This window comes from Paractinoplanes aksuensis (assembly GCF_024137025.1).
In the GTDB taxonomy this organism is placed as follows: domain Bacteria; phylum Actinomycetota; class Actinomycetes; order Mycobacteriales; family Micromonosporaceae; genus Actinoplanes; species Actinoplanes aksuensis.
In genome coordinates this window covers 145,600-170,259 of record NZ_JAMYJR010000021.1, presented here as the reverse complement: position 1 = coordinate 170,259, position 24,660 = coordinate 145,600, and the positions used below count along the sequence as shown (strand labels likewise).

24 protein-coding genes and 1 tRNA gene are annotated in these 24,660 nt (G+C 71.2%); 7 read left to right on the top strand and 18 right to left on the bottom strand.

The annotated features are described in order from the left end of the window. Positions 1-35: 35 nt before the first annotated feature. The 10 genes from M1L60_RS19910 to M1L60_RS19865 form a co-directional block, all read right to left on the bottom strand. Positions 36-578 (bottom strand): hypothetical protein, encoded by a 543-nt coding sequence (locus M1L60_RS19910; RefSeq protein ID WP_253238951.1) that lies wholly within the window; start codon positions 576-578, stop codon positions 36-38. Beyond that, positions 488-904 (bottom strand): hypothetical protein, encoded by a 417-nt coding sequence (locus M1L60_RS19905; RefSeq protein ID WP_253238950.1) that lies wholly within the window; start codon positions 902-904, stop codon positions 488-490. The genes M1L60_RS19910 and M1L60_RS19905 overlap by 91 nt, the downstream gene beginning before the upstream one ends. A 43-nt stretch (positions 905-947) precedes the next feature. Continuing rightward, entirely contained in the window at positions 948-1,676 is a 729-nt protein-coding gene (locus M1L60_RS19900) for an SDR family oxidoreductase (RefSeq protein WP_253238949.1), read from the bottom strand. 8 nt (positions 1,677-1,684) lie between these two features. Next, positions 1,685-2,500: a carbohydrate ABC transporter permease gene (locus tag M1L60_RS19895; RefSeq protein ID WP_253238948.1), complete on the bottom strand. Its 816-nt coding sequence runs from the start codon at positions 2,498-2,500 to the stop codon at positions 1,685-1,687. Continuing rightward, the gene (locus tag M1L60_RS19890) at positions 2,497-3,420 is read right to left on the bottom strand and encodes a carbohydrate ABC transporter permease (protein WP_253238947.1); all 924 of its coding nucleotides are present in this window, start codon (positions 3,418-3,420) and stop codon (positions 2,497-2,499) included. The genes M1L60_RS19895 and M1L60_RS19890 overlap by 4 nt, the downstream gene beginning before the upstream one ends. A gap of 57 nt (positions 3,421-3,477) precedes the next feature. Continuing rightward, a complete protein-coding gene (locus M1L60_RS19885; protein ID WP_253238946.1) occupies positions 3,478-4,836 on the bottom strand; it encodes an ABC transporter substrate-binding protein in 1,359 nt (452 codons plus the stop codon). Positions 4,837-4,921: 85 nt separating this feature from the next. After that, positions 4,922-5,929: a zinc-dependent alcohol dehydrogenase gene (locus tag M1L60_RS19880; protein WP_253238945.1), complete on the bottom strand. Its 1,008-nt coding sequence runs from the start codon at positions 5,927-5,929 to the stop codon at positions 4,922-4,924. Positions 5,930-6,080: 151 nt separating this feature from the next. Further along, on the bottom strand, positions 6,081-7,067 hold the full coding sequence (locus tag M1L60_RS19875; protein WP_253238944.1) for a LacI family DNA-binding transcriptional regulator: 987 nt from the start codon (positions 7,065-7,067) through the stop codon (positions 6,081-6,083). A 62-nt stretch (positions 7,068-7,129) separates the two neighbouring features. Continuing rightward, positions 7,130-8,020, bottom strand: coding sequence for a tagatose-bisphosphate aldolase (locus M1L60_RS19870; RefSeq protein WP_253238943.1), 891 nt, complete (start codon positions 8,018-8,020; stop codon positions 7,130-7,132). After that, on the bottom strand, positions 8,017-9,399 hold the full coding sequence (locus M1L60_RS19865) for an FGGY family carbohydrate kinase (protein WP_253238942.1): 1,383 nt from the start codon (positions 9,397-9,399) through the stop codon (positions 8,017-8,019). Before M1L60_RS19865 ends, M1L60_RS19870 begins: the two co-directional genes overlap by 4 nt. 76 nt (positions 9,400-9,475) lie before the next feature. Between M1L60_RS19865 and M1L60_RS19860 the strand changes: the two genes are divergently transcribed. The 4 genes from M1L60_RS19860 to M1L60_RS19845 all read left to right on the top strand — a co-directional run bounded on the left by M1L60_RS19860 (position 9,476) and on the right by M1L60_RS19845 (position 14,403). Next, on the top strand, positions 9,476-10,705 hold the full coding sequence (locus tag M1L60_RS19860; RefSeq protein WP_253238941.1) for an HAD-IA family hydrolase: 1,230 nt from the start codon (positions 9,476-9,478) through the stop codon (positions 10,703-10,705). A 44-nt stretch (positions 10,706-10,749) separates the two neighbouring features. Then, positions 10,750-12,066 (top strand): NAD(P)/FAD-dependent oxidoreductase, encoded by a 1,317-nt coding sequence (locus M1L60_RS19855; protein WP_253238940.1) that lies wholly within the window; start codon positions 10,750-10,752, stop codon positions 12,064-12,066. Between the two features lie 4 nt (positions 12,067-12,070). Then, positions 12,071-13,903 carry a leucine--tRNA ligase gene (locus M1L60_RS19850; RefSeq protein ID WP_253238939.1) on the top strand — a complete coding sequence of 611 codons (1,833 nt, stop codon included), beginning with the start codon at positions 12,071-12,073 and terminating at the stop codon, positions 13,901-13,903. 227 nt (positions 13,904-14,130) lie between these two features. After that, positions 14,131-14,403, top strand: a complete 273-nt coding sequence (locus tag M1L60_RS19845) for a hypothetical protein (RefSeq protein WP_253238938.1) — start codon at positions 14,131-14,133, stop codon at positions 14,401-14,403. A 3-nt stretch (positions 14,404-14,406) separates the two neighbouring features. Here the strand turns inward: M1L60_RS19845 and M1L60_RS19840 are convergent, their stop codons facing one another. Continuing rightward, complete coding sequence (locus M1L60_RS19840; protein WP_253238937.1) at positions 14,407-16,515, bottom strand: heavy metal translocating P-type ATPase; 2,109 nt, start codon at positions 16,513-16,515, stop codon at positions 14,407-14,409. Between the two features lie 115 nt (positions 16,516-16,630). Here M1L60_RS19840 and M1L60_RS19835 point away from each other — a divergent pair, with 115 nt between their 5' ends. Then, positions 16,631-17,434 carry an MOSC domain-containing protein gene (locus M1L60_RS19835; protein ID WP_253238936.1) on the top strand — a complete coding sequence of 268 codons (804 nt, stop codon included), beginning with the start codon at positions 16,631-16,633 and terminating at the stop codon, positions 17,432-17,434. Between the two features lie 74 nt (positions 17,435-17,508). After that, a complete protein-coding gene (locus tag M1L60_RS19830) occupies positions 17,509-18,456 on the top strand; it encodes an expansin EXLX1 family cellulose-binding protein (RefSeq protein ID WP_253238935.1) in 948 nt (315 codons plus the stop codon). A 140-nt stretch (positions 18,457-18,596) separates the two neighbouring features. Here the strand turns inward: M1L60_RS19830 and M1L60_RS19825 are convergent, their stop codons facing one another. The 7 genes from M1L60_RS19825 to M1L60_RS19795 all read right to left on the bottom strand — a co-directional run bounded on the left by M1L60_RS19825 (position 18,597) and on the right by M1L60_RS19795 (position 22,696). Next, positions 18,597-19,118, bottom strand: coding sequence for a GNAT family N-acetyltransferase (locus tag M1L60_RS19825; protein ID WP_253238934.1), 522 nt, complete (start codon positions 19,116-19,118; stop codon positions 18,597-18,599). 17 nt (positions 19,119-19,135) lie between these two features. Further along, positions 19,136-19,219: transfer RNA gene (locus tag M1L60_RS19820), tRNA-Leu, on the bottom strand. Positions 19,220-19,350: 131 nt separating this feature from the next. After that, positions 19,351-19,827, bottom strand: coding sequence for a thioredoxin-dependent thiol peroxidase (bcp, locus tag M1L60_RS19815; RefSeq protein ID WP_253238933.1), 477 nt, complete (start codon positions 19,825-19,827; stop codon positions 19,351-19,353). Between the two features lie 52 nt (positions 19,828-19,879). Then, entirely contained in the window at positions 19,880-20,854 is a 975-nt protein-coding gene (locus tag M1L60_RS19810) for a hypothetical protein (protein ID WP_253238932.1), read from the bottom strand. Continuing rightward, a complete protein-coding gene (locus M1L60_RS19805) occupies positions 20,851-21,591 on the bottom strand; it encodes a DsbA family protein (protein ID WP_253238931.1) in 741 nt (246 codons plus the stop codon). Before M1L60_RS19805 ends, M1L60_RS19810 begins: the two co-directional genes overlap by 4 nt. Beyond that, positions 21,588-22,082, bottom strand: a complete 495-nt coding sequence (locus tag M1L60_RS19800; protein ID WP_253239078.1) for a MauE/DoxX family redox-associated membrane protein — start codon at positions 22,080-22,082, stop codon at positions 21,588-21,590. Before M1L60_RS19800 ends, M1L60_RS19805 begins: the two co-directional genes overlap by 4 nt. A 77-nt stretch (positions 22,083-22,159) precedes the next feature. Next, entirely contained in the window at positions 22,160-22,696 is a 537-nt protein-coding gene (locus M1L60_RS19795; protein WP_253238930.1) for a sigma-70 family RNA polymerase sigma factor, read from the bottom strand. Positions 22,697-22,809: 113 nt separating this feature from the next. Between M1L60_RS19795 and M1L60_RS19790 the strand changes: the two genes are divergently transcribed. Continuing rightward, complete coding sequence (locus tag M1L60_RS19790) at positions 22,810-24,480, top strand: copper resistance CopC/CopD family protein (protein ID WP_253238929.1); 1,671 nt, start codon at positions 22,810-22,812, stop codon at positions 24,478-24,480. Positions 24,481-24,660 lie beyond the last annotated feature (180 nt).

Here is a 24,660-nt window from a genome sequence, read left to right as displayed (position 1 = left end):
CGAAGCCGAAGCCGGTGGTGAGCGGCCTCCGCGGATCAGCGGGGGCGCCGGGCACGGATCACCCGGAGGTGGGTGTCGATCTCGTCCGGGCTCAGGCGGCGGTAGTCCTTGTCGCTCTTGCCGATGCGGATCTCGGTGAGAAGGAACGACTGGGTCCAGCCGCCGTCGGGGGCGACGTGTTCCTCGGTGGCTTGGCCCTCCGGCGTGCCGGTCAGGCGGACCACCTGGTGGAGCTTGTCGTCGGCGAGGATGGCGAAGTAGTGGTGGAGCGGGGGCTCGCCGACGGCCAGAAGGCGGCGGACCAGAGCAATGTCGGCCGCCGCGAGCGCCCGGATCGTGGGCCACGGCAGCCGTAGTTCGTTGCGGGGTGCGGTCAGGGCCGGGTGCAACGCCATGCCGGGATGGTCGATCAGGGTGTCGAACACGAACCACCGCGTCGCGAAGTCGGCCGGTTCCGGGTCGAGGGCCAGGGCGAGCAGCTGCCGCATCAGGTAGACGACAGCGCCGGGGTGGTCGCCGAACTCGAACGTCCGCGGCCCGCCGTCGTACCGGGCGGCCGGGAACGGGTCGGCCCGCACGGTGCCGTCCGGCTCCGGGGTGAGCGCGAGCAGGGGACCGGCACCCGCGGCCGGGCGGCGGACGCCAGCACCGTCTGATCGGTCCAGGTCGCCGCGACCGCGGGATCGCGCGGCCACTCGGCGCGCATCTCCGGTCCGGGCAGCACCACCACGTGGCGGCCGTCCCGATCCCGGTACGCCTCGTGGATCTCGCCGGCGCCGGCCAGACGTTGCAGGGCCGCCGGGCGGTCGCACACCGGCGTGAGGCTGCGCAGCCAGACCTCGACCGCCGGCCCACCCCAGGCCGCGCGGACCGTGATCAGGCGGTCTCGTGTCGACTCGGACATGACGACCATCGTCCCCAGCCCTGTCAACCCGGGGGTTCCGCGGTCAGCGGCTGGTGTAGCCGCCGTCGATGGGGAGGGTGACTCCGCTGATCATGGCGGCGGCGTCGCTCAGCAGGAAGGCGATGGGGGCGGCGATCTCGTCCTCGGTGGCGTAGCGGCCCAGCGGCATCTGGTCCAGGAACGGCTTCTGGATCTCTTCGCGACCCCAGTAGGACGCCGACATCGGGGTCATCACGACCGTCGGGTTGACGCTGTTGACCCGGATCCCGTGCCGGCCCAGCTCGTACGCGGCGACCCGGGTGATGCCGTCCAGGCCGGCCTTCGAAGCGGCGTACGAGGCGTGCCCGTCCAGGGCGACCAGCGCCGCCTGGCTCGAGACGTTGACGATCGCGCCGCCCCGGCCGCCCGCGATCATGCTGCGGGCGGCGTACTTGGTGACCAGCAGGGCGCCGCGGGTGTTGACCGCCAGCACCTCGTCGAAGACGCCGAAGTCGACCTCGGTCAGCGGGCCGACCACCCCGCCGTAGCCCGCGCAGTTGACCGCGCCCTGCAGCGCGACCCCGTCCAGGGCCTCGCGGACGCTGTTCTCGGCGGCCAGGTCGAAGGCCAGCGGGCGGGCGCCGGTCTCGGCGGTGATCGCGGCGAGGCTCTCGGGCGTGGGGCCGGCCGCGATGACGTCGGCCCCGTATTCGGTCAGCAGCCGCACCGTGGCCGCGCCGATGTTGCCGGAGGCGCCGGTGACGAGGATGGTGCGGTTGGTGAAGTCGAACATGGGGTTCCTCACTTGACTGCGCCCATGGAGAGGCCGCGCACGAGCTTATTCTGGGCCAGCCAGCCGGCGATCAGCACCGGAAGCGACACGATGGTCGCGGCGGCGCACAGCCGGGCCAGGAAGGCGCCCTCGGACGAGATGAAGCCGACCAGGAAGATGGGGGCGGTGCTGGAGTTCGTGGCGGTCAGGTTGAGGGCCAGGAAGAACTCGTTCCAGGCGAAGATGAAGCAGATCAGCGCCGTGGCGGCCAGACCGGGGCTGACGATGGGCAGGATGATCTTGCGGATCGACGTCAGCAGCCCGGCCCCGTCGACCTCGCCCGCCTCGAGCACCTCGCGCGGCACCTCGAGCAGGAACGAGCGCATCATCCACACCGCCAGCGGCAGGTTCATCGAGGTGTAGAGGATGACCATGGTCCACACGTTGTCGAGCATGCCGGCGTGCTTGACCAGCAGGTAGACCGGCAGGAAGGCGGCCACGACCGGCATCATCTTGGTGCTGATGAAGAAGAACAGCGAGTCCGACCACTTCTCGACCGGGCGCAGCGACAGGGCGTACGCGGCCGGGGTGGCCAGCAGGATCACCAGCAGGGTCGAGAAGATCGAGGCCATCAGGCTGTTGAGCAGGAACGGCGTCATGTTGCGCTCGAACACCAGCGCGTACTGGTCGAACGTGGGCTCGAAGATCCAGCTGGGCGGGTTCGAGGCGGCCGCGTTCTCCTGCTTGAAACTGGTCAGCACCATCCAGATCACGGGGAAGACGAACACGATGCCCGCGACCCAGGCCACGACGCCCCAGGCGGAGTCGATCAGACGGCGGTTCATCGGTTCGCCTCCACCTTGAACAGGCCCGAGATGACGCGCAGGGCGAACGTCGCCACGATGATCGTCAGGACCACCACGATCACACCGGCCGCCGACGCCTCGCCGTACTCGAACTTGCGGAACATCGTCAGATAAATTTCGTACGGCAGATTGGTGGTCGCCGTGCCCGGTCCGCCCTGCGTGATGGTGAAGACCGCGTCGAACGTGTTGACCAGGTAGATCGAGCCCAGCAGGGCGCCCAGTTCGAGATACTGCCGCAGGTGCGGGATCGTCATCCGGCGGAAGATCTGCCAGGCGTTGGCCCCGTCGACCTTGGCCGCCTCGAGCACCTCGTGCGACTGCGACTGCAGGCCGGCCAGCAGGATCAGCATCATGAACGGCGTCCACTGCCAGACCAGGGTGGCGATCACGGCCGCCTTCGGATACGACGAGACCCAGTCGGTCGAGCCGCCGAAGATGCCGTTGATGAGCCCGTACGTGGGGTTGTAGATCGCGTGTTTCCACAGCAGCGCGGCCGCGATCGGCATCACCAGGAACGGCGTGATGAGCAGCGTGCGCACCACCGACCGGCCGAGGAACTTGCGATCGAGCAGGATCGCCAGGGCCAGGCCGAGGATCAGCGAGAAGATCACCGCACCCGCCGTCAGCAGCACCGTGTTGAACAGCGCGGCCCGCAGGCGGGTGTCGGTCAGCACGGTCAGGTAGTTGTCGAAGCCCACGAACTCGCGCTGGCCCGGCCGCAGCGCGTTCCAGCCCTGCGTGGACAGATAGAGCGTGACCAGGAACGGCACCTGGGTCACGATGATCGCGAAGATCAGGGCGGGCAGCAGGGGCGCGCGGCGGACCCAGCGTTCCTTGGCGCCCCTTTTCGGCGCCGGAGCAACGGGCGCGGGCGCCGGCCGGGTAGCAAGATCGGTCATGGTTCGAGGCCTCCGGGCTGAGGCGGGCGCGCTCGGCAGGAGCGCGCCCGCACGGCGCTACTTGTACTTCTTCGCCACGTCCTCGGCGAGCTTCTGCCCGGCATCGAGCGCCTGGTCGACCGTCTTCTGGCCGGTGAGCGCAGCCGCGATCTCCTGCGACACCTTGGTCCCCAGGTCCTGGAACTCGGGGATGGCCACGAACTGCACGCCGGTGGCCGGCCGCTCCTGCAGACCGGGGTTCACCGGGTCGGCGTTGGCGATCGACTCGAGCGTGATGTCGGCGAAGGCGGCCGCCGACTCCTTGTACTCGGGGATCGAGTACGTCGAGGTGCGCTTGCCGGCCGGGAGGCGCGACCAGCCCAGCTCCTTGCCGACCAGCTGCTCGTACTCCTTGCTGGTGGCCCACGAGATGAACTTCCAGGCGTCGTCCTGCTTCTTGGTGGTCTTGGGCATCGCCCAGTCCCACGACCAGAGCCAGCCCGAGAAGTCGGTCTTGTTGACCGGGGCGTACGCGTAACCGACCTTGCCCGCCACCTTCGACGCGTTCGGGTCCTCGACGGTGCCGGCGGCCGACGTGGCGTCGTACCACATGGCCGACTTGCCCTGGCTGAAAACGTTCAGGCACTCGGTGAAGCCGGACTGGGCCACGCCGGGCTCGCCGTGGGCGCGGGCCAGGTCGACGTAGAACTTGGTGGCCTCCTTGAACTCGGGCGCGTTCAGCTTGGGCGTCCAGTCCTTCTCGAACCAGGTGCCGCCGTACGTGTTGACGATCGTCGTCAGCGAGGCGATGCCCTCACCCCAGCCGGGCAGGCCGCGCAGGCAGATGCCGGCCACGCCGTTGGCCTTGTCGTCGACCTTGGCCGCCAGGTCGGCCACCTGCTGCCAGGTCGGCTTCTCGGGCATGGTGAGGCCCTTGGCCTCGAACATCTCCTTGTTGTACATGAGCAGCGACGACTCGCCGTAGAAGGGAGCGCCGTACATCTTGCCGTCCTCGCCGCTGGCCACGGTGACCATCGGCTTGAGCAGGTCGGCCTTGTCGTAGGCGGTGTCCGCGTCCATCTGGGTCGACAGCTCGTGCAGCCAGCCGTTCTTGGACCAGATCGGCACCTCGTACGCGCCGATGGTCACCACGTCGTACTGGCCGCCCTGGTTGGCGACGTCCTGGGTGACTTTGTCGCGCAGCTCGTTCTCCGGCAGGATCGTGTACTTCACGGTGATGCCGGTCGACTTGGTGAAGTGGTCGGCGGTCAGCTTCTGGATGTCCTCCATCTGCGGGTTGCCGACCATCAGCACCGTGATCTCTTTGGCGCCACCCTCGCTGCTGCTCGAGTCACCGGTGGTACCGGCGCCGGAGCAGGCGGACAGGGCCAGGGCGCAGGCCGCGACGGCGGCGAGCGTTATTCGTGATCTCCTCATGACATGACCTCCGTTAGGGACGCATGTACCAGCCGGGGAGGGCTCTCTCCGGTGGAAAGTTCGTGGGTCGCTGGAAAGGTGACGCTCAGCCGGCGGTGACGACGACCTTGACGTGGCGGCCGCTGCCGGCGGCGGCGAACGCCTGGTCGACCTGGGCCAGCGGGTAGCGGGCGGTGACGATCCGGGCCGGGTCGACGGCGCCGGCGGCCAGCAGGGCGATGGCCTGGTCGATGTCCTCGCGGGTGTAGGTGGCGCTGCCCTGGATGCGTACCTGCAGGTCCTGGATCTCAGGCAGCGGCACGGTGACCGGCGCGGCCGGAACGCCGACGATCATGACGGTGCCGCCCTTGACGGCGATGGCGATGGCCTGGTCGACCGAGCTCTGGACGGCCACGCAGTCGAAGACCACGTCGGCGCTGGTGCCCAGGTCGGCCCGGATGTCGCGAACCAGGTCGGGCGAGGCGGCGTCGTGGACGGAGTCGGCGCCGAGGTCGAGGGCGAGCTCGCGCTTGTGTGGCGAGAGGTCGCTGACGGCGATGCGGGCCGCGCCGGCGTGCCGGGCCGCGGCCATGGTGAGCAGGCCGATGGTGCCGGCGCCGAGGACGGCCACGGTCCGGCCGGCGAGGTCGGGCCCGGCCAGCCGGACGGCGTGCACGGGCGTGGAGAGCGGCTCGATGAGCACCGCGTGCAGGTCGCTGACCTCGTCCGGCACCGGCACGAGCCGGTCGGCCGGGACGGCGAAGCGGTCGGCCAGGCCGCCCCCGGTCGTGGTGCAGCCGAAGAAGGCCATCGTCGCGCACAGGTTGTACCGGCCGTCGCGGCAGTACTTGCAGTGCCCGCAGGACAGGACGGGCTCGATCACCACGCGGCGGCCGTCGCTCTCGACGACGCCGAGGATCTCGTGACCCGGGGCGTAGGGCAGGGACACGAACGGGTGCCGCCCGTGCAGGGCGTGCACGTCGGAGCCGCAGATACCGACCATCCGCATGCGGACGACCACCTCGCCGGGAGCCGGCGTGAGGGCCGTGGCCGGTCGCAGTTCGACGATCCCGGGAGCGGCGACGACGGTCTGACGGTGGTTGGTGCCGGTCATCGGTGTGCCCCTTCCTGAGCGGTCTGTTAACTCGGTTGAAACGCACAGTAGGTCATGTCACCGGTGTTTGTCACCGGTGTCATGGACGAAAAGTTCGTCAGTATGTCATCGGTGTCATGCCTGTTGAGGGACGCTCGCGAACGAGGGTGGGTCAGGGCTGCGCGGTCCGGCAGGACTCGCGCTCGACCAGCGTCACGTCGAGGATGGTGGTGCGCCGCAGCCGGCGCTTCGGGTGGTCGACCCGTTCGAACACGCGGTGGGCGGCCGAGCGCCCGATGTGGTCGGGATCCTGGTCGATCACGGTCAGGGCGGGATTCAGCGCGTCGGCCATCGGGAAGTCGCCGAACCCGACCACGGCGAGCTCGTCCCTCGGGATGGCGTGGACGAGCAGCATCGACGTGCGGGCGTTGGACGAGAAGATGGCGGTCGGCGGCTCGGGCAGAGCCCGCAACCGGGCCACCTCGGCCTCGATCGTGGCCCGGTCATGGACGTACGCGGAAACAAGGGTGTCATCGGGCTCGAGCCCGGCCTCGCCGAGCGCGCGGCGGTAGCCGGCCAGACGGTTGACCTCGGTCGACAGGTGCATGGTGTCGCCGACGTAGGCGATCCGCCGGTGCCCGTGCCCGATCAGGTGGCTGGTGCCCAGATGGCCACCGGCCTCGTCGTTGTCGGTGAAGGTGTCGGCCGACAGGTTGATCGGCGCCCGGTCGACGAACACCAGCGGCGTGCTGTCCTTCCACCGCTTCAGCCACGAGTGGTCGGTGCCCACGGGGGCCACGATCAGGCCGGCCAGCCGCCGGCTCAGCAGCGACTCGAGGATGTCGCGTTCGCGCACCGGGTCGTCGCCGAGGTTGGTCAGCAGCGTGGCCACCCCGCGATCGCGGGCCACACCGTCGACGGCCCGGGCGATGGCGGCGAAGAACGGGTCGACGATGTCGGGCACGGCGACGCCGATGGCCGAGGTCTTGCCGGAGCGGAACGTCGTGGCCAGCACGTTGGGCACGTAGTTCAGTTCCTGCATGATCCGTTCCACGTGGGAACGGGTCTCGGGCAGCACGTGCGGGTCGTCGTTGAAGACCCGGGAGACCGTCTTCGCGCTCACCCCGGCGCGTGCGGCCACGTCCCGCATCGTCGCCATGACCACCTCCGCGTAGTTCCTGTGAGCGCCGCCGCAGCATATATCGGACCCGCGCCGGCGGATCAGCGACGGCCGTCGACCACCGCCGCGAGTTCGTGCAGGCGCGGCAGGGCCCGCTTGGTCAGGTAATCCTTCCGCAGATCGGCCGAGACCGAGAGGCTGTCCTTCCACAGCGACCGGCCGGCCATGGCCCCGGCCGCGCCGTGGGCCATCGCGGTGCCGACCTGGCCCAGGAACGTCTCGTGGTCGACCCCGGCCGACAGCACGGCCCACGGCACGCCGTCCGCGGCCGCGGTGACCGCGGCGCAGCCCTCGGCCGAGCCCGGGTACTGCAGCTTCAGCACCTTGGCCCCGCATGCGACGGCCAGCCGCGCGCCCTCGGCGACCAGGCCCGGGAAGGCGGCCGCGTACTGCTCGTCGGTCTCGTCCTCGAGCTGGTAGGTGAGCAGCTCGACGATGAGCAGCACACCCTCGTCGGTGCAGGCCTGGATCAGCTCGCGCATCTCGGTCGCGACCCGCGAGTCCGCGTCCTGCCGGTCGGGGCGGGTGTACCAGAGCATCTTGGCCGCGTCGCCGCCCAGCTCGCGGACGCGACGGGCGGTCACGCCGGGCACGAACCGGGTGTAGCGCAGGCCGTCGGCGGTCTCGTAGCCGGACGCGTCCATGCCGACGACCAGCGAGGTGCCCCGCTCCAGGACGCCGTCGTCGACCACGGCCGGCAGCGCGACCTCGGGGTCGAGCAGGATGGCCGGGGCCTCGACGGCCAGATAGCGGACCAGGTCGGCCTTGGCCGCGGCCAGCTCGTCGGCGCTGATCGAGCCGGGGCCGCCCGGGGCGTCCTTCATCGCGGCCTTCATGCCGTTGCGCTGGTCGGCGGCGACGATCAGCATCCGGCCGCCGGGGGTCGAGATCGCGGACATGCCACGGCGTTCGACGGTGGTGAGGGCATTCACGGTGCGGTTCCAATCTTCGAAGGAGTCGTGCTGAGCAGGCGGAGGGCGGACCGGGTGGCCCCGTACGCGGTTTCCTGGTCGCGGGCCGAGGCGGTGAGCGCGGGCAGCACCTGGGACCGGGCCCGCTGGACGGCCGCCATGCCGGCCCAGCCGCCGGTCAGGGTGGCCGTGACGGCCGGGGCCAGTTCCCGGTCCATGGCCTCGATGAGCAGCGAGATCTCGGCGTTGCTGTGCCGCAGCACGGCGCCGAAGACCTCGGCCGGGCTGACCCCGTCGGTGCGGACGGTCAGGTGCAGAACGCCGTCGTCGTTGCGGGCCCCGGACACCTCGATCGCGTCGTCCGGCAGCAGCCCCTCGTACGGCAGGGCCATGACGGCGACGTCGAGGTCGTCCCGGCCGCGCCGGTCGTGGATGCCGGCCGTCTGCAGCACCCGGCGCAGCAGCAGACCGGTCTTGACCCCGGCCACCAGCACGTGTTTGCCCGGCACGACGTGGCGGACCTCGTTGATCAGGTGGTCGGCCAGCCGGCGCCGGGCCGCGTAGCCGAGCGGGGCGTCGATGACGCGCAGCAGCACCTCGGCCGTGCCCATGGACACGTGGTAGTGGTCGGCCGGCAGCCCGCCGGTGGCCTCGGCCGCGACCAGGTGGTCGTGCCCGGCCACGGTCAGCCGGGCCCCGGCCATGCTCGGCGGAACGATGCCGGCGCGCGCCTCGCCGAAAGGGCTGCCCGCGTCGACCAGCGGCGGCAGGAACGTCTCGTCGAGGCCGAGCGCGTCCAGCATCTGCGGCCAGGGCCGCCCCGTGTCCTGGTCGAGCAGGCCCGTACGCGAGGTCAGCGACAGCTCGAGCGCGGTGCGCCCGCCCAGCGCGCCCGCCACGAACTCCGGCAGGTTGAGCCAGCGCCGCCCGGCCAGCCGCACTCCCTGGTCGCGCAGCCAGGCCAGCTTGGCCACGCTGACCTGCGCGCCCAGCGGCAACCCGGTGCGACCGGCGAACTCGTCGCGGATTCCGGGCGGGAAGGCCGCGGCCTGGCCCGCTCCCCGCGGGTCGAACCAGGCCAGGCCGGGCGCGACCGCGGTGCCGTCGGCGTCGATGACCAGGCCGGTCTCGGCCATGCCGGCGATCGCGACGGCGGCGATCGGCGCGGGGGAGACCTTCGCGGTCTCGTGCGCGGCCGCGCCGATCAACGACCACACGGCCTCGAGCAGCGCCTCGGCGGTCATCTCGGTGCTGCCGCCCGGCCCGGAGCGCCACGGCGTCGGCACCTGGGCCGCGCCGACCTCGGTCCCCGCCTCGTCGGTGACGAGCATCTTCAGGCTCGTGCTGCCCAGGTCCAGACCGGCGACCAGGCACGACGGGGCACCAACAGGGTCTGCCACAGGGGATCTCCAACCGCCGAAGTTTCGTCATGTCACCGGTGTCGCAGAAAGCCATGACACCGGTAACATGCGCCTCATGATGTGGCGCTCTCCGCAGGCTTGTCAACCGGCCGAAGCTCTCGTCGTGGCCGTCGCCGGCATCGCCGGCAGCGGCAAGTCGACGCTCGGCCGGGCCCTGGCGACCGCGCTCGGCGCGCCGCTGCTCGACCTCGACTCGCTGACGAATCCGCTGCTCGACAGCCTTCCGCCGGACGTTCTGGGCGGGCACTGGCTGGCCTCGCCGCACAGCCCGGCCATCCGCGAGGGTCGTTATGCCGCCCTGCGCGCGGTGGCCGGTGACGTCGCCGCCACCGGGGGCCGGGCCGTGCTGGTCGCGCCGTTCACGGCCGAGCTGCGGGGCGGCGAGGCCTGGGAGCGGCTGCGCGAGTCGGTGGGCGACGCCGACCTGTGCATGGTCCACATCGCCGGCGACGCGGAACTGTTCGACGCGCGCCGGGCCCAGCGGTCCGAGACCCGCGACCGGCACCGTACGCCCGAACCGCCCGCGCCGGCCCCGGTCGCCCCCGTCGTCACCGTCGACGGGGAGCTCACGACCGGCCAGCAACTGCTGCGGGTGCTGGCCGTGCTGGGGCACCGGGCCGCCGCCGAGCCGTCCGAGGCCCTGCTGCGCAAGACGTTCGACGCCGTCCTGTTCGACCTCGACGGCACGCTCATCGACTCCACCGCCTCGGTCCTGCGCTCCTGGCGACGGCTGGCCGCCGAGACCGGCATCCCGCCCGGCGCGGTCGCCGCCCACCACGGCCGACCGGCCCGCGACCTGCTCAGGATGCTGCTGCCGCCGCGCCGGGTCGCGGCCGGGCTGGCCCGGATCACCGACCTCGAGGTCGCCGACGCGGTGACCGTGCAGTCCACGCTGGGCGCGCTGTCGCTGTTCACCGGTCTGCCCGAGGCGCGTCGAGCCATCGTGACCTCCGGGTCGGCCCGGCTCGCGACGGCCCGCATCCGCGCCGCCGGCCTGCCCGTGCCCGCGGTCATGGTCACCGCCGACGACGTCCGCCGCGGCAAGCCCGACCCCGAGCCGTTCGTGCTGGCTGCCCAGCGCCTCGGCGTCGACCCCCGCCGCTGCCTGGCCGTCGAGGACGCGGTGGCCGGGATCCGCTCGGCCCGGGCCGCGGGCTGCTCGGTCATCGCCGTCACCGGCACCTCGGCCGCCGGCGAGCTGACCGAGGCCGACCTCGTCGTCGACGGCCTCGACCGCATCGGCCTCGACCGGAGCAACGGCGCCCTCCGGCTGTCGGTGTCGTGATAGCAGGGTCGCGCCCGCCCCGGATCCTCGGTTGACTGGCTGGTGTGGACAACGAAGCAGTGGTGATCGGGGCCGGGCTGGCGGGGTTGACCGCCGCCCGCATGCTCAGCGACCGGTACGACCAGGTGACCGTGCTCGATCGCGATTCCCTGCCCGACGAGCCAGTGCCCCGGCGCGGCGTGCCGCAGGGCAGCCATCCGCACATCCTGCTGGCGTCCGGGCTGCAAGAGCTGGACACCCGCTTCCCCGGCTTCGAGGCCGAGCTGATCGCCGCCGGCGGCACGAAGTTCGACACCGGCACCGGTCTGTGCAGCTACCGTCTGGGCCGGCGCTGGCCGAAGGCGCCGACCGGGGTCGAGCTGGTCGCCGCCACCCGCCCGCTCATCGAGGGGCTGGTGCGCGACCGGGTGACCAAGCTGCCCGGCGTGACCTTCCGCGACCAGGTGGCGGTGTCGGGGCTGACCGGGTCCTCGGCCGGCGTCACCGGTGTCGTCCTCGACGCCGGCGAGACCGTCGGGGCCGACCTGGTCGTCGACTGCACCGGGCGCGGGGCCCGTTCCGACCGCTGGCTCACGGCCCTCGGTCTGCGCGCGCCGGCACAGCTCGAGGTCAAAGTCGGCGTGGCGTACGCGACCCGTCTGTACCGCCGCCGGCCGGGCGACCTGCCGGACTGGGAGGCCGTCTTCACCCTGCCCACCTCGCCCCACGAGCGGGTGGACGGCCTGGCCATCCCCGTGGAGGGCGACCGCTGGATGATCGGGATCGGCGGCTGGCACTTCCCCGAGGTGCCGACCGACGTCGAGGCGTTCGAGCGGTTCGCCCGTGAGCTGCCCGACCCGATGCTGAGCGAACTGATCGGCCGGGCCGAGCCGCTGACCGACATCGTGGTCGCGAAGTTCCCGTCGTCCCGCCGCCGGTTGTTCGAGCAGCTGGAGAATCCACCGCCGGGCTACGTCGCGCTCGGCGACGCGATCTGCAGCTTCAACCCGATCTACGGCCAGGGCATGACCTGCGCCGCCTTCTCGGCCCGGGCGCTCGGGGAAGCCCTCGACAAGCACCCTTCCGGTACGGCGATGGCCCGCGACTACTACGCCGCGGTCGCGCAGATCGTGGAGACGCCGTGGCAGTTCGCGGTCGGCGGCGATTTCGCCTATCCGCAGACCACCGGGCCGCGCCCGCGCGATATCAAGCTCCGCAACTGGTACTCGCGCCAGATCGCGTACGCCTCCCAGATCGACGCCGGCGTCAACCGCGCGTTCGTCCGGGTCCAGCAGCTGCTCGACCCGCCGTCGGTGCTCATGAAGCCCGAATTTGTGTTGCGGGTGCTGCGCCGGGCGCGGGAGCGTAAACGCCAGGGGTGAGGGCATGGGCGACTACGACTTCGCGGCGCTGGAACGCAAGTGGCGGCCGGTGTGGCAGTCGCTCGCCCGCCCCCACGGTGGGCCCCGCCGCACCGTCGTCGACATGTTCGCGTACCCCTCGGGTGATCTTCATATGGGCCACGCCGAGGCCTACGCGCTGGGCGACGTGGTCGCCCGCTTCTGGACCCAGCAGGGCTTCGACGTGCTGCACCCGGTCGGGTGGGACTCGTTCGGCCTGCCCGCCGAGAACGCCGCCCTCAAGCGTGGCCGCCACCCGGCCGACTGGACCGTCGCCAACATCGAGACGCAGGCCGAGTCGTTCCGGCGGTACGCGACGTCGATCGACTGGGCCACCCGCCTGCACACCCACGACCCGTCGTTCTACCGCTGGACACAGTGGATATTCACGCGGCTGCTCGGCGCCGGCCTGGCTGAGCGACGGCGGGCGCCGGTCAACTGGTGCCCGGCCGATCAGACCGTGCTGGCCAACGAGCAGGTGATCGCCGGCTGCTGCGAGCGTTGCGGCGCCCAGGTGGTCCAACGCGAGCTCACGCAGTGGTTCCTGAGAATTACGGCGTACGCCGATCAGTTGCGCGACGACCTGGCCGAGCTCGACGGGCGTTGGCCGCCCGCCGTCCTCACCATGCAGCGCAACTGGATCGCCCACCTGCACGACTGGCTGGTGTCCCGGCAGCGCTACTGGGGCTGCCCGATCCCGGTCGTGCACTGTGGAGGGTGCGGCGTCGTGCCGGTGCCCGACGACCAACTGCCGGTGCTGCTGCCCGACCTGCGCGGAGCCGACCTGGCCCCGAAAGGGCAGTCACCGCTGGCCGCCGCCCGCGACTGGGCCGAGGTCGACTGCCCGCGCTGCGGCGGCCCGGCCGAGCGGGACACGGACACGCTGGACACCTTCGTCGACTCGTCCTGGTACTTCCTGCGGTACTGCTCACCCTCGTACGAAAAGGGGCCGTTCGATCCGGAAGAAGTTCGGAAGTGGATGCCGGTCGACCAGTACATCGGCGGCTCCGATCACGCCGTGCTGCACCTGCTGTACGCGCGCTTCCTCACCAAGGCGCTGCGTGACCTGGGCCTGATCGGTTTCGGCGAGCCGTTCCGCCACCTGCTCACCCAGGGCCAGGTCATCCTGAACGGCGCGGCGATGAGCAAGTCGAAGGGCAACATGGTCCACCTGGGCGACCAGTTGGACACCTACGGCGTGGACGCGGTCCGCCTGACCATGGTGTTCGCCGGCCCACCGGAAGAGGACATCGACTGGGCCGACGTCTCACCGGGCGGCGCGGTCCGCTTCCTGAGCCGCGCGCTACGCCTGGCCGCCGCCGTGACGACGCCACCCGGCACCGACCCCGCGCGCGGCGACGCCGAACTGCGCCGCACCACCCACCGCCTGCTGCGCCAGATCACCGACCTGCTCGAGCATCGTCGCTTCAACGCGGCGGTGGCCCGCACGATGCAACTGACCACCGCGGCCCGCCGGGCCGACCCCGCCGACCCCGCCACCCGCGAGGCCACCGAGCACCTGGCCGTGGTGTTGACGCTGTTCACCCCGTACGCGGCCGAAGAGATGTGGTCCCGCCTGGGCCACCAACCCGGCGTGGCCTACGCCGGCTGGCCCAGAATCGACCCCACCCTGGCCGCCGAGCCGACCGTGACGTGCGTGGTCCAAGTCAACGGCAAGGTCCGCGCCCGCCTTGAAGTCCCACCCGACATCGACGCCGCCACCCTGCGGGAACGCGCCCTGGCCACCGTCGACCACCCGGTCGCCCGCGTCATCGTCCGCCCACCCCGCCTGGTCAATCTGCTGACCTCTTTGGAGTGACAGCTGTCTCTGCCGTTCCGAATTGCCGGGCCGGACACGCCTACCGTGCGGGACTACCCGGTCCTTAGGGGAGGGCAGACGGCACGTGGACGCCGACAAGGTTGTCGCGTAAGGAGAACCGTCGGCTGACCGGCGAGGCTGAGTATCAGGCGGGTGTTTTCGAGCGCCCCGGGGACGAAGTCGCGGGCTGCCTGGAGGATCCGCTGACGAGGGATGAGCTTCTCAGCGTGTTGACCCCGCAACAGCGGAACTTCGTCGAGCGCACGATGGCCGGCCGGGCCGCGACCTCGTCGGTGCGCCGGCGCTGGATCACGGCCGGGGCCATCACCGTGGCGGCCGGGGTGGTCGGCGCGGTGGTCGTGCCGGCGCTGGTGCCGGGGGCGGCGGAGAAGGCGGTGGCGTCGTGGACCGCGATGCCGACCGCCCGCACCGACGAGTTCACCGTCGTCGCCCGCAGCGCCTCCGGCGAGACCACGTATCTCCCCTCTCAGATGCCGTAAGGGCTATTGATCCTCGGGGGCGAGGCGAACCCGGCGCAGGAGCTGGGCGTTGAGGGCCACGACGATCGTGGACGCGCTCATCATGATGGCGCCGACGGCGGGGCTCAGCGTGAAACCGGTCCAGGCCAGGACGCCGGCGGCGAGCGGGATGGCGAGGACGTTGTAGCCGGCCGCCCAGGCCAGGTTCTGGATCATCTTGCGGTACGAGGCCCGGGACAGCTTGATCACGCTGGTCACGGCGCGCGGGTCGGAGGAGGCCAGCACCACGCCGGCCGACTCGATGGCCACGTCGGTGCCGGCGCCGATGGCCAGGCCGACGTCGGCCCGGGCCAGTGCGGGGGCGTCGTTCACGCCGTCGCCCACCATCGCCACCGTGAGGCCCCGCTGTTGCAGGTCGGCCACCGCCTTGTCCTTGTCGGCCGGCAACACTTCGGCGAAGACCTCGTCCAGGCCGAGGTCGGCCGCCACCGCCTCGGCCACCGGGCGGGCGTCGCCGGTGATCAAGACCAGTTTCCGTACGCCGTGGGCGCGCAACTGCTGGATCGCCTGCCGGGCCTCGGGGCGGATCTCGTCCTCGAGCGCGAACGCGCCGATCACCTCGGGGCGGTCGTCCGTCAGCCGTACCAGATGGAGCACGGCGGCCCCCCGGTCGGACCAGGCCTTGGCCTCCACGGCCAAGTCGGCCGGGATGAGCCCATGCAGTGTCCGAGCGTCCGCCGCTGACCCGCCTGCGGCCGGTCGGCCGGGATCGTTCGTGGCGCCGGGCGCGGCGGCTAGTTCGCGGAGCAGGGCCGGGCCGCCTACGGCGTACCAGCGGCCGTCGACCTGGGCCTGGACGCCGCGGCCGGTCAGGGATTGGAAGTTGCTCGCCGTGGTGGTCAGGTTGCGCTCCCGGGCCACAGTAACCAGAGCCTTGGCCAGCGGGTGCTCGCTGTCGCTCTCGACGGCGGCGGCCAGGCGCAGCACCTCGTCCGCCGTATGACCGCCCGTGCCGGCCAGGCCGGTGACCGTATGTGCGCCCTTGGTCAGGGTGCCGGTCTTGTCGAAGAGAACCGCGTTCACCGTACGCATCCGCTCGAGCGCGAGCCGGTCCTTGACCAGGATGCCGGCTTTCGCCGAGAGGGCCGTGGACAGGGCGATGACCAGCGGGATGGCCAGGCCGAGGGCGTGCGGGCAGGCGATGACCAGCACTGTCACCGTGCGGACGACGGACTGGTCGAGGCTGCCCAGCGTCCACCACGTCACGAAGGTGATCAGCCCGGCCGCCGCGGCCACGTAGAACAGCCAGGCGGCGAAGCGGTCGGCCAGCACCTGGGCCCGGCCGCTGGACGCCTGGGCCTGCGCGACCAGGCGGCCGATCCCGGCCAGGGCGGTGTTCTCACCCACGGCGTCGACGTCGATCCGGACGGCCGAGTCGGTGGCCACCGTGCCCGCCACGACACGGTCCCCGGTCGTACGGGAAACCGGCCGGGACTCTCCGGTGATCATCGATTCGTCCATCTCGGCCGTGCCCGCGACGATCCGCCCGTCGGCCGGGACGCGGGCGCCGGAGCGGACGAGCACCCGGTCGCCGATCATCAGCGTCGCGACCGGCACGTCCGTGGTCGTGCCGTCCTCCCGGACGAGCGTGGCCTCGTCCGGCAGCAGCGCGGCCAGTGCCGACAGCGCGCCCTGGGCCTGGCCGATCGCCTTCATCTCCTGCCAGTGCCCGAGCAGCATGATCGTGACCAGGGCGGCCAGCTCCCACCAGAAGTCCAGCTCGAACAGCCCGGCGCTGGTGGCCAGCGAGGCGGCGTAGGCGACGGTGATCGCCATCGCGATGAGCAGCATCATGCCGGGCGCGCGGGTGCGGACCTCACCGACCGCGCCGGCGAGGAACGGCCACCCACCGTAGAAGAAGACGAAGGTGCCCAGCACCGGCCCGGCCCAGTCGATGCCGGGGAAGTCGAGCGAGTAGCCGAACCACTCCATGACCATCTCGCTGCTGACCACGATCGGGATCGTCAGCACGAGGCTCAGCCAGAACTTGCGCCGGAAGATCGCCGGATCATGCCCGGCATGGCCGCCGTGGCCGGCGTGCATCTGGTCGTGGTGCTGGTGTGTCTCGGTCATGGCGGACCACCTCCGTCGTCCGAACCTATACCCCCTAGGGGTATAGGTAAAGCCCAGTCATGCGTATCAAGCGGCAAGGACAATCGAGTGACCTGCGGCGTGGCAGGCTGGAGTAATGCGCATCACGGCCCTCTACTCGCACCCGGTCAAGGGGTGTCATCGCGTCGAGCACGACACCGCCCGGGTCGAGCCGTGGGGGCTGGCCGGCGACCGCCGGTGGGCGATGGTCGACGCCGAGGGGGTCGCGATCACTCAGCGCGACACCTCGGTGCTGACCCGACTCACCGTCACGCCCCGGCCCGGTGGTCTGCTGCTCGAGGCGCCCGGCCTGCCGCCCCTGGCGATCGACGAGCCCGTCGACGGGCCCGAGGAGTACGTGCGCGTGTTCCGCCGCAAGCCGGCCGTGCCCGCCCGCGTGGCCGAGAAGGAGTGGAGCAGCCGGTTTCTCGGGCGCGACGCGCGGCTCGTGTGGCAGGCCGACCCGGCCGGGCGGGCGATCGAGTCCCACGCCCGGCCGGACGACCACGTGAGCTTCGCCGACGGCTTCCCCGTGCTGCTGGCCAACGAGGCGTCGCTCTCGGCGCTCAACGACTGGCTGGTCGAGGCCGGGGACGATCCGGTGCCGATGACCCGGTTCCGGCCCAACCTGGTGGTCGGCGGGGCCGAGCCGTGGGCCGAGGACGACTGGCTCGGCGGGCGGCTGCGGATCGGCGCGATGACGTTCCGGGCCGCCAAGGAGTGCTCGCGCTGCCTGGTCACCACGATCGATCAGGAGACGGGGGAGAAGGGCGGCCAGCCGCTGCGGATGCTGGGGCAGCGGCGCAGGTTCGAAAGCGGCCTACTCTTCGCTATCAACCTTATTCCGGATGAAACGGGTGAACTGCACGTCGGCGACCCGGTGGAGGTCCCGACCGGGTGAAGCGGGCCACCCGAGTCTTAGGAGTGTCTTAGGAAAGTGGCGCCGCGCTCGCCGTCCGCGCAGGATCGCTGACCGTGACCGCTTCTCGTCTGTTCTCGCCCCGCTGGCTCGCCCTCGGTGGCGCCGGCGTCCTCGCCGCCGTCCTCGGAGTGGCGCTCGTGCTGCAGAACAGCGGCTCGGCCTGCGCCGCCCCGCCGTCCACCGCGGCCGCCAAGGGCAAGGCGACGTACTTCTTCATGGAGGGCACGCTCGGCAACTGCTCCTTCCCGAGCGTGCCGGCCGACGACCTCTACGTGGCGCTCGGGCAGAAGAACCAGTACTCGAACGGCGCCGCCTGCGGCACGTACATCGACGTCACCGGGCCCAAGGGCAAGGTCCGGGTCAAGGTCATCGACTCCTGCCCGGAGTGCCCGGTCGGCCACCTCGACCTCAGCCTCACCGCGTTCAAGAAGATCGGCGCGCAGTCGGCCGGGATCATCCCGATCACCTACAAGGCGGCGCCCGGCGCGGCCGTTCCCGGGCCGATCTCCGTACGGGTGAAGGAAGGTTCTTCGCAGTACTGGCTGAGCGTGCTGATCGACAACCACTCCAACCAGCTGGCCTCGGTCAAGATCGCCGGCAAGGGTGGCAGCTTCAAGTCGGCGTCGCGCGAGGACTTCAACTACTGGACCCTGCCCAGCGGCGTCGGCAACGGCCCGTTCAAGGTCAAGATCACCGATGTGTACGGGAATTCGGTGACCGTCGGCAACATCAAGCTGGCCGTGGGGAAGACCCAGAAGACCACGGCCAAGCTGGGCGGCAGCATCAAGGTCCAGCCCGAGAAGGCCAAGGCGACCAAGAAGGCCGTCACCAAGAAGGCGACCCCCAAGCCGACTCCCACCAAGACCACGGCGTCCCCGAAGCCGACGAAGACGACGGCCGCCCCGCTGGTCGAGTCGACCGTCGCGGCGGCGCCCACCGTCACTCAGCCGGCCGCCCCGCTCGACGCCGACCTGGCCGCCGATTCCCCCCGCTGTTCCTGACCGTCCCCACCGCACCCGGCCGGACGCGACCTCCCCGTCGCGCCCGGCCGGCTGCGGTCCGGGCCGCGGTAGAAGCGGTCGGCCGGCTTGGCCAGGCCGCAGCGGGAAGCCGGCCGTCAGGGCCGTAGGGGAGCCGACCGTCAGGCTCCTAGCGGAAGCCAGTAGAGAAACTCGTCGCGGTCGTCGTCCGGGGCGACCCGCAGCGCGCCCGGGACCCGGCCGACCTGGGTGTAGCCGAGCCGTTCGTAGAACTTCTCGGTGCCGGCGCCCCCGCGCACGGTGACCTGCAGGGCCTCGAGCCCCAGGCCGCGAGCGACCTGCTCGGCCTCGCGCATCAGGGCGGCGCCGTAGCCCCGGCCCTGGCGCTTCGGGGTGACCATGACGCGCTTGAGCACCTGCCAGTGGTCCTTGAGGTCGAACCGGTTGCTGACCACGAACAGCAGGGCCACCAGCTCACCGTCGTCGTAGCCGGTCAGCAGGTGGTCGACACCCGACTCGACGCCCGCGAAGGCGGCCTCGGCGACGGGCGTGACCTGCGTACGGGAAACCGGCGCGACAAAACCGACCGCCCCGCCCGCGTTGGTCACCTCGACCCAGAGCGTGATGATCTCGGCCCGCAACTGCGGGGTCAGCGGCGGATCCACGACGAACTCGATAGCCATGACGCCATCATTACGAGTGCGGAAGGGGGGACTTGAACCCCCACGCCCTTTCGGGCACGGGCACCTAAAACCCGCGCGGCTGCCGATTACGCCACTCCCGCGTCCAGCCGAGTGTAGACGTAAAGGCACGGCGGCCGCCTCGCGGATCATGCCGCGTGACAGCCGCCGTGGTCTGAGAGACCGTCAGAGGGTCCTGCCGTAGAGATCGGCCGCCGCCGGAGAGACCGTAGGCTCAGTCGATGCCAAGATCGCGACGCAGCTTGGCGACGTGACCGGTGGCCTTGACGTTGTAGAGGGCGCGCTCGATCACGCCGTTCTCGTCGATCACGAAGGTCGACCGGATGACCCCCATGACCGTCTTGCCGTAGTTGTTCTTCTCGCCGAACGCGCCGTACGCCTGCAGCACGCTTTTGTCCTCGTCGCTGACGAGAGGGAACGTGATGGCGTCGCGCTCGCGGAACTTGGCCAGCTTGGCCGGGGCGTCGGGCGAGATGCCGACGACCTCGTAGCCGGCCGCCTGCAGCGACCCCAGCGAGTCGCGGAAGTCACACGCCTGGGTGGTGCAGCCGGGGGTCATCGCGGCCGGGTACGCGTACAGCACGACCTTGCGCCCGCGCAGGTCCTTGAGGGTGAGCCGGTCGCCGTTGTCGGTCGGCAGGCTGAACTCGGGCGCGGTGTCGCCGGCGGTGAGGCGAGCGGTCTCAGTCATGCCGAAGAGACTAGACCGCCTGCCCGCAAGGGCGGCGAAAAGGCCGTCCGGGTCACACAGCCACGGCGTCCGGGGCCGGGGCCGGCACGGCGGAGCGCATCCGCAGGAGGCCGGTCACGGCCAGACCGGCCCCGGCCCCCAGGGCCAGCGCGACCGCCAGCCGCACGAGCCAGTCCGGGCCGGTCGTCGGCACCACCGAGGCGAAGAACACGCGGGTCTCGTTGAAGCCGGCGAACAGTGCCACGACGGCTCCGGTGAGGGCCAGGAAGAACGGCGGATGGCGGTAGACCGCGGCGAGGGCCATCAGCCCGGCCAGGAAAAGCACGGGCGAGGGCGTCGTGCCGTCGAGCAGACTCATCACCCCGTACGCCAGAGGAGCGAGAGCAGCGACCAGAGCAACCGCCCGTACGGACCTCGGCCACCGGTGCAGCAGAGCGGCCGCCGCGAGACCGGCCAGCCCCGCCCCGGCCCACCACAGCCAGGCCACCGGCGGCGGCTCCCAGTCGAGCGTGCCGCGAACCTCGTACACCGTGGTCTGCACCCGCAGCGGCACGGTCCAGTCGCGCAGACGGTGGCTGCGCGACGGGTCGGCCACCGACTGCGGCGGCTTCGACGGGTTCAGCCACTGGGTCCGCTGGTCGTGCCAGCGCACGGTCGTCGAGTCGGAGAGCTTGCGCCACGTCGGCGGCGCGGTCGCGTCGGCCGACGCGGGCACTGCCTCACCGGCCGCGGTCTCGTTGATGTACGCCGCCGGCGAGCTCACGTTCTGCCACGTGCCGTCGGGCCGGATCTCGAGGTAGGGCTCGCCCGCGTAGCCGAGCACCTCGACCGGGTGGCCCGTGGGGTTGGACAGTTCGAGCCGCGCCCCGGCCTCGACCGCGCGCACCTCGATCCCCGGCGCCGAGACCGAGGTCACCGCCGTCCGGTACGCCGTGGCGCCCGGGATGTCGCCGGTGTGGGCGAACGCGGGGGCGGCCGGCGCGAGCACCACGCCGGCCACCGCCACGATCAGGAGGAACCGTCTCACCCGGCGGCCGCCGTGACGGCCTGCGTGAAGATCTCGGTGGTCGGCAGCGTCTCGTTGGGCCCGGTCACCTGCTTGCCGTTGACGACGATCGTCGGCGTGCCGTTGTAGCCGCGCGACGCGAACGTCTCGGTGGACTTGGTGACCCAGGAGTCGTACGTCTTGTCGTTGACGGCCGTGGCGAACGAGTCGCCCAGCCCGACCGACTTGCCCAGCTCGATCAGCTTGGCGTCGTCGAGCCCGTCGCTGCCCTCGGCGGGCTGGTTCTCGAACAGCACGTTGTGGTACTCGAGGAACTTGCCGTCGACGGCAGCGGCCGCGGCGGCCCCGGCCGAGCGGGTCGAGTACTTCGTGCCGTTCGACGCGCGGTCCAGGATGGACACCGGGTGGTAGCGCACTGTCACCTTTTTGTCGGTCACCATCTGGGCGATCGTGGGGCCGGTCTGCTTCTCGAACTCGTGGCAGATCGGGCACATGAAGTCCTCGTAGATGTCGACCGTCACCGGCCCTGACCCGACCGCGAACGCCGTGCCCTCGTCGACGGCCACACTGGGCGTACTCGCGGTGGAGTTGTCCTGGTTGGCGACGACGCCCCAGCCGATCAGGCCGGCGATCACCAGCACGGCCACCACGCCGACCGACGTCCAGATGGTCACCCGGCGGCGGCGCTCGGCCGCATTCTGCTGTTCGACGATCCGCTTGGCCGCCGAGCGGTCGCGCCCCCGATTACCCTTGCTCATCTCTCTCCCAACAAGACACTGTCGAGCGAGAACTTCGACCGCGGCTTCCAGATCAGGATGCCGGCCAGGGCCAGGAAGCCCACGTCACGCAGGATGTCCAGGCCGTACTGGGCGGTGCGTCCGCCGGTCAGTTCCCCGCCTTTGCTGAAGCAGCCACAGTCGATCTGCAGCCCGCGGGCCCACGCCGAGATGATGCCGGCGATGAAGATCACCATCAGCACCGCCGCGATGATCGCGCTCAGTCGGGTGGCGATACCGATCAGCAACAGCAAGCCCAGTGCGATCTCCAGGAACGGCTGGACGGCCCCGATCACCTTGGCGGTGTCGTAGGACATCAGGTCGTACGCGTTCACCGCGCGCGCCGAGGCGGCCAGGTCGGTCACCTTGAGCCCGCCGGCGATCAGGAAGACCGCCGCCAGGCCGAGACGCGCGAGGGTGGAGATCCACGGCCAGGCCGCCGCGAGCCGGTTCGGCTGCTGCCTCAAGTCCATGGTCACGCCCGTTTAGTCGAAGCAAATGTCCCGCCGGTTCCCTTTATTGTGCTGGGGTTCCGCTGGGAATTGGCTGACTACACCGCTCTGGCTTGCGAGACGGCCGTCACCAGCTCGTCCCGGGCCCGCGCCACGCGCGAGCGGATCGTGCCGACCGGCACGTCCTCGATCTCGGCCGCCTCGGCGTACGACAGGCCCAGGACCTGGGTCAGCACGAACGCCGTACGCCGCTCGTCGCCGAGCCGGTCGAGCAGATCGGCCGTGGAGAGCCGGTGCGCCGGGTCGGGCGAGGGCGTCGCCGTCCAGGCCTCGGCGGCCAGGCGGGCGTCGAGCCGGCGGCGGCGGACCACTGTGCGCAGATGGTCGGCACACGTGCGCCGGGCGATGCCGAGCAGCCAGGTGCGGGCGGTCGAGCGGGCCTCGAACGCGGGCAGGGCCTTGAACGCGCGCAGGAACGTGTCCTGGGTCAGGTCGTCGGCCGCACCCGGGTCGACCAGCGCCGCCGTGAACCGCCAGACCTCGGCCTGGGTGGCGCGCACGAACGTCGCCAGAGCGGCTTCGTCACCCTCGCGGGCGGCGAGGGCGAGCGAGGTCGTTTCGTCCAGGCCGTCCATGGCCCGTCATCGTACGCCCATGGGTTTGCGGATCGTGTCCAGCGGGCACCGCGGTCCGGATCGCATCGTCGCCGACCACCTCTAGTGGGCAGCGGTAGACCGGATCGGGCAGCATGTCGGGCATGACTGTTGATCGGCGCCGGTTTTGTCGGGGTTTGGCGGCTCTGGCGGGCATCCTGATCGGGTTCTTCGCCGTTCTGGTCGGCCCGGCCCTGCCCGCGAGCGCCCACGCCGCGCTGGCCAACAGCGACCCGGCCAACGGCACGATCGTGCCCGACGCCCCCAACAAGATCACGTTGAACTTCACCGAATCGGTGCAGCTGCTCAACGGCAAGATCCAGGTGCTGGCCCCGGACGGCTCCCGGGCCGACCAGGGCGAGCCCAGCGTCGACGGCGGCAGCGTCACGATCCCGCTCCGCTCGGGCGGCGGCCGCGGCACCTACCTGGTCAGCTACCGGGTCATCTCGGCCGACAGTCACCCGGTCGGCGGCAGCATCACGTACTCGGTGGGCGCCGCCTCGGCCCCGCCCACGGCCACCGTCGACGACGAGACGGTCGACCCCGTCGTGCGCGGGCTCATCCCGGTCGGCAAATACCTGGGGTACGCCGGTCTGGTGCTCCTGGTCGGGCCGGTGCTCGTCCTCGCGCTGCTCTGGCCGCACCGGCTCAGCCGCCGCGGGCCCGGCCGCCTGGTCTGGACCGGGCTCGGGCTGATCGCGTTCAGCACGCTGCTCGCGATCTGGCTCCAGGCCCCCTACTCGACCGGGTCCGGGCTCTTCGACGTCCGGGTGGGCGACCTGCGCGACGTGCTGGGCAGCACCTTCGGCGCGATCATGCTGGTGCGGCTGGGCGTCATCTGCGCCGCCGCCCTGCTGCTGCGGCCGCTGCTCAAGGGCTCGGGCAACGACTCCAAGACCGACCTGGCCCTGCTCGGCGTGCTCGGCGTGGCCGCGCTGGCCACCTGGCCGCTGACCGGGCACCCGACCGCCTCCCCGGTGGCCGGGGTGTCGGTGGTGGTCGACGCGATCCACCTGGCCGCCATGGCGGTGTGGCTGGGCGGCCTGGTCATGCTGGTCGGCTTCCTGCTGCGCCAGGCCGACGAGCGGGAACTCGGGGCGATCCTGCCGATCTGGTCGCGCTGGGCCTCCACGGCGGTGGCGGCGCTGATCGTGGCCGGCGTCGTGCAGGCGCTGATCGAGGTCTCGTCGCTGGACGGGCTGTTCTTCACCACGTACGGCCGCCTGATCCTGGCCAAGGTCGGGCTGGTCGCGATCGTGCTGGTCGTGGCGTTCTTCTCGCGGCGGCTGGTGCGCTCGAAGGCGGGCGAGGCCGAGCCCAGGGGCCTGCGCCGGGTGGTGTGGGCCGAACTGGCGGTCACCGCCGTTATCCTCGGCATCACCTCGGCCCTGGTGCAGATCCCGCCCGCGCGGACGGCCGAGGCCTCGCAGAGCACGGGCACCTCGACCACCGTGTCGAAGACGCTGACCGACAACAAGATGGCCCTGCAGATCGACGTGTTCCCGGCCACGGTCGGCAACAACAGCATTCACCTGTACGCCTACACGCCCGACAACAAGCCGCTGACCGTGGTCGAGTGGACCGCCACGGCCGCGCTGACGGCCAAGGGCATCGAGCCGATCGAGGTCCCGCTGCTGCGGATCACCGACTTCCACGCGATCGGCGACATCGCGCTCCCGGCCGCGGGTGAATGGACGTTCAAGGTCACCGCGCGCACGAGCGACATCGATCAGTCGACGCTGTCCACCACCGTCACGATCAAGTAAGCCTTCACTACTGTCAGCGAGTTGGCCACTGTTTGACCACTTTGGGGGTATTTGGACTTGTATGGTCGGGGCCGTTACCGCTTGAGCTTTGAGGGGGAGAAGCGATGCGGGTGTTCCGGACCATCCTCGGGATGCTGGCGCTGACCATCGGTCTGCCGTCGCTGCTGGCCGGCGCGGGCC

Excerpts from the sequence above, each read along its gene's own strand:
- M1L60_RS19885 (WP_253238946.1), bottom strand. The coding sequence starts at position 4,836 with ATGAGGAGATCACGAATAACGCTCGCCGCCGTCGCGGCCTGCGCCCTG.
- M1L60_RS19790 (WP_253238929.1), top strand. The coding sequence starts at position 22,810 with ATGTCGGGCATGACTGTTGATCGGCGCCGGTTTTGTCGGGGTTTGGCG.
- M1L60_RS19880 (WP_253238945.1), bottom strand. The coding sequence starts at position 5,929 with ATGACCGGCACCAACCACCGTCAGACCGTCGTCGCCGCTCCCGGGATC.
- M1L60_RS19795 (WP_253238930.1), bottom strand. The coding sequence starts at position 22,696 with ATGGACGGCCTGGACGAAACGACCTCGCTCGCCCTCGCCGCCCGCGAG.
- M1L60_RS19835 (WP_253238936.1), top strand. The coding sequence starts at position 16,631 with ATGCGCATCACGGCCCTCTACTCGCACCCGGTCAAGGGGTGTCATCGC.
- M1L60_RS19850 (WP_253238939.1), top strand. The coding sequence starts at position 12,071 with ATGGGCGACTACGACTTCGCGGCGCTGGAACGCAAGTGGCGGCCGGTG.
- M1L60_RS19805 (WP_253238931.1), bottom strand. The coding sequence starts at position 21,591 with ATGAGCAAGGGTAATCGGGGGCGCGACCGCTCGGCGGCCAAGCGGATC.
- M1L60_RS19875 (WP_253238944.1), bottom strand. The coding sequence starts at position 7,067 with ATGGCGACGATGCGGGACGTGGCCGCACGCGCCGGGGTGAGCGCGAAG.
- M1L60_RS19800 (WP_253239078.1), bottom strand. The coding sequence starts at position 22,082 with ATGGACTTGAGGCAGCAGCCGAACCGGCTCGCGGCGGCCTGGCCGTGG.
- bcp (WP_253238933.1), bottom strand. The coding sequence starts at position 19,827 with ATGACTGAGACCGCTCGCCTCACCGCCGGCGACACCGCGCCCGAGTTC.
- M1L60_RS19905 (WP_253238950.1), bottom strand. The coding sequence starts at position 904 with ATGTCCGAGTCGACACGAGACCGCCTGATCACGGTCCGCGCGGCCTGG.
- M1L60_RS19890 (WP_253238947.1), bottom strand. The coding sequence starts at position 3,420 with ATGACCGATCTTGCTACCCGGCCGGCGCCCGCGCCCGTTGCTCCGGCG.
- M1L60_RS19860 (WP_253238941.1), top strand. The coding sequence starts at position 9,476 with ATGATGTGGCGCTCTCCGCAGGCTTGTCAACCGGCCGAAGCTCTCGTC.
- M1L60_RS19840 (WP_253238937.1), bottom strand. The coding sequence starts at position 16,515 with ATGACCGAGACACACCAGCACCACGACCAGATGCACGCCGGCCACGGC.
- M1L60_RS19895 (WP_253238948.1), bottom strand. The coding sequence starts at position 2,500 with ATGAACCGCCGTCTGATCGACTCCGCCTGGGGCGTCGTGGCCTGGGTC.
- M1L60_RS19825 (WP_253238934.1), bottom strand. The coding sequence starts at position 19,118 with ATGGCTATCGAGTTCGTCGTGGATCCGCCGCTGACCCCGCAGTTGCGG.
- M1L60_RS19900 (WP_253238949.1), bottom strand. The coding sequence starts at position 1,676 with ATGTTCGACTTCACCAACCGCACCATCCTCGTCACCGGCGCCTCCGGC.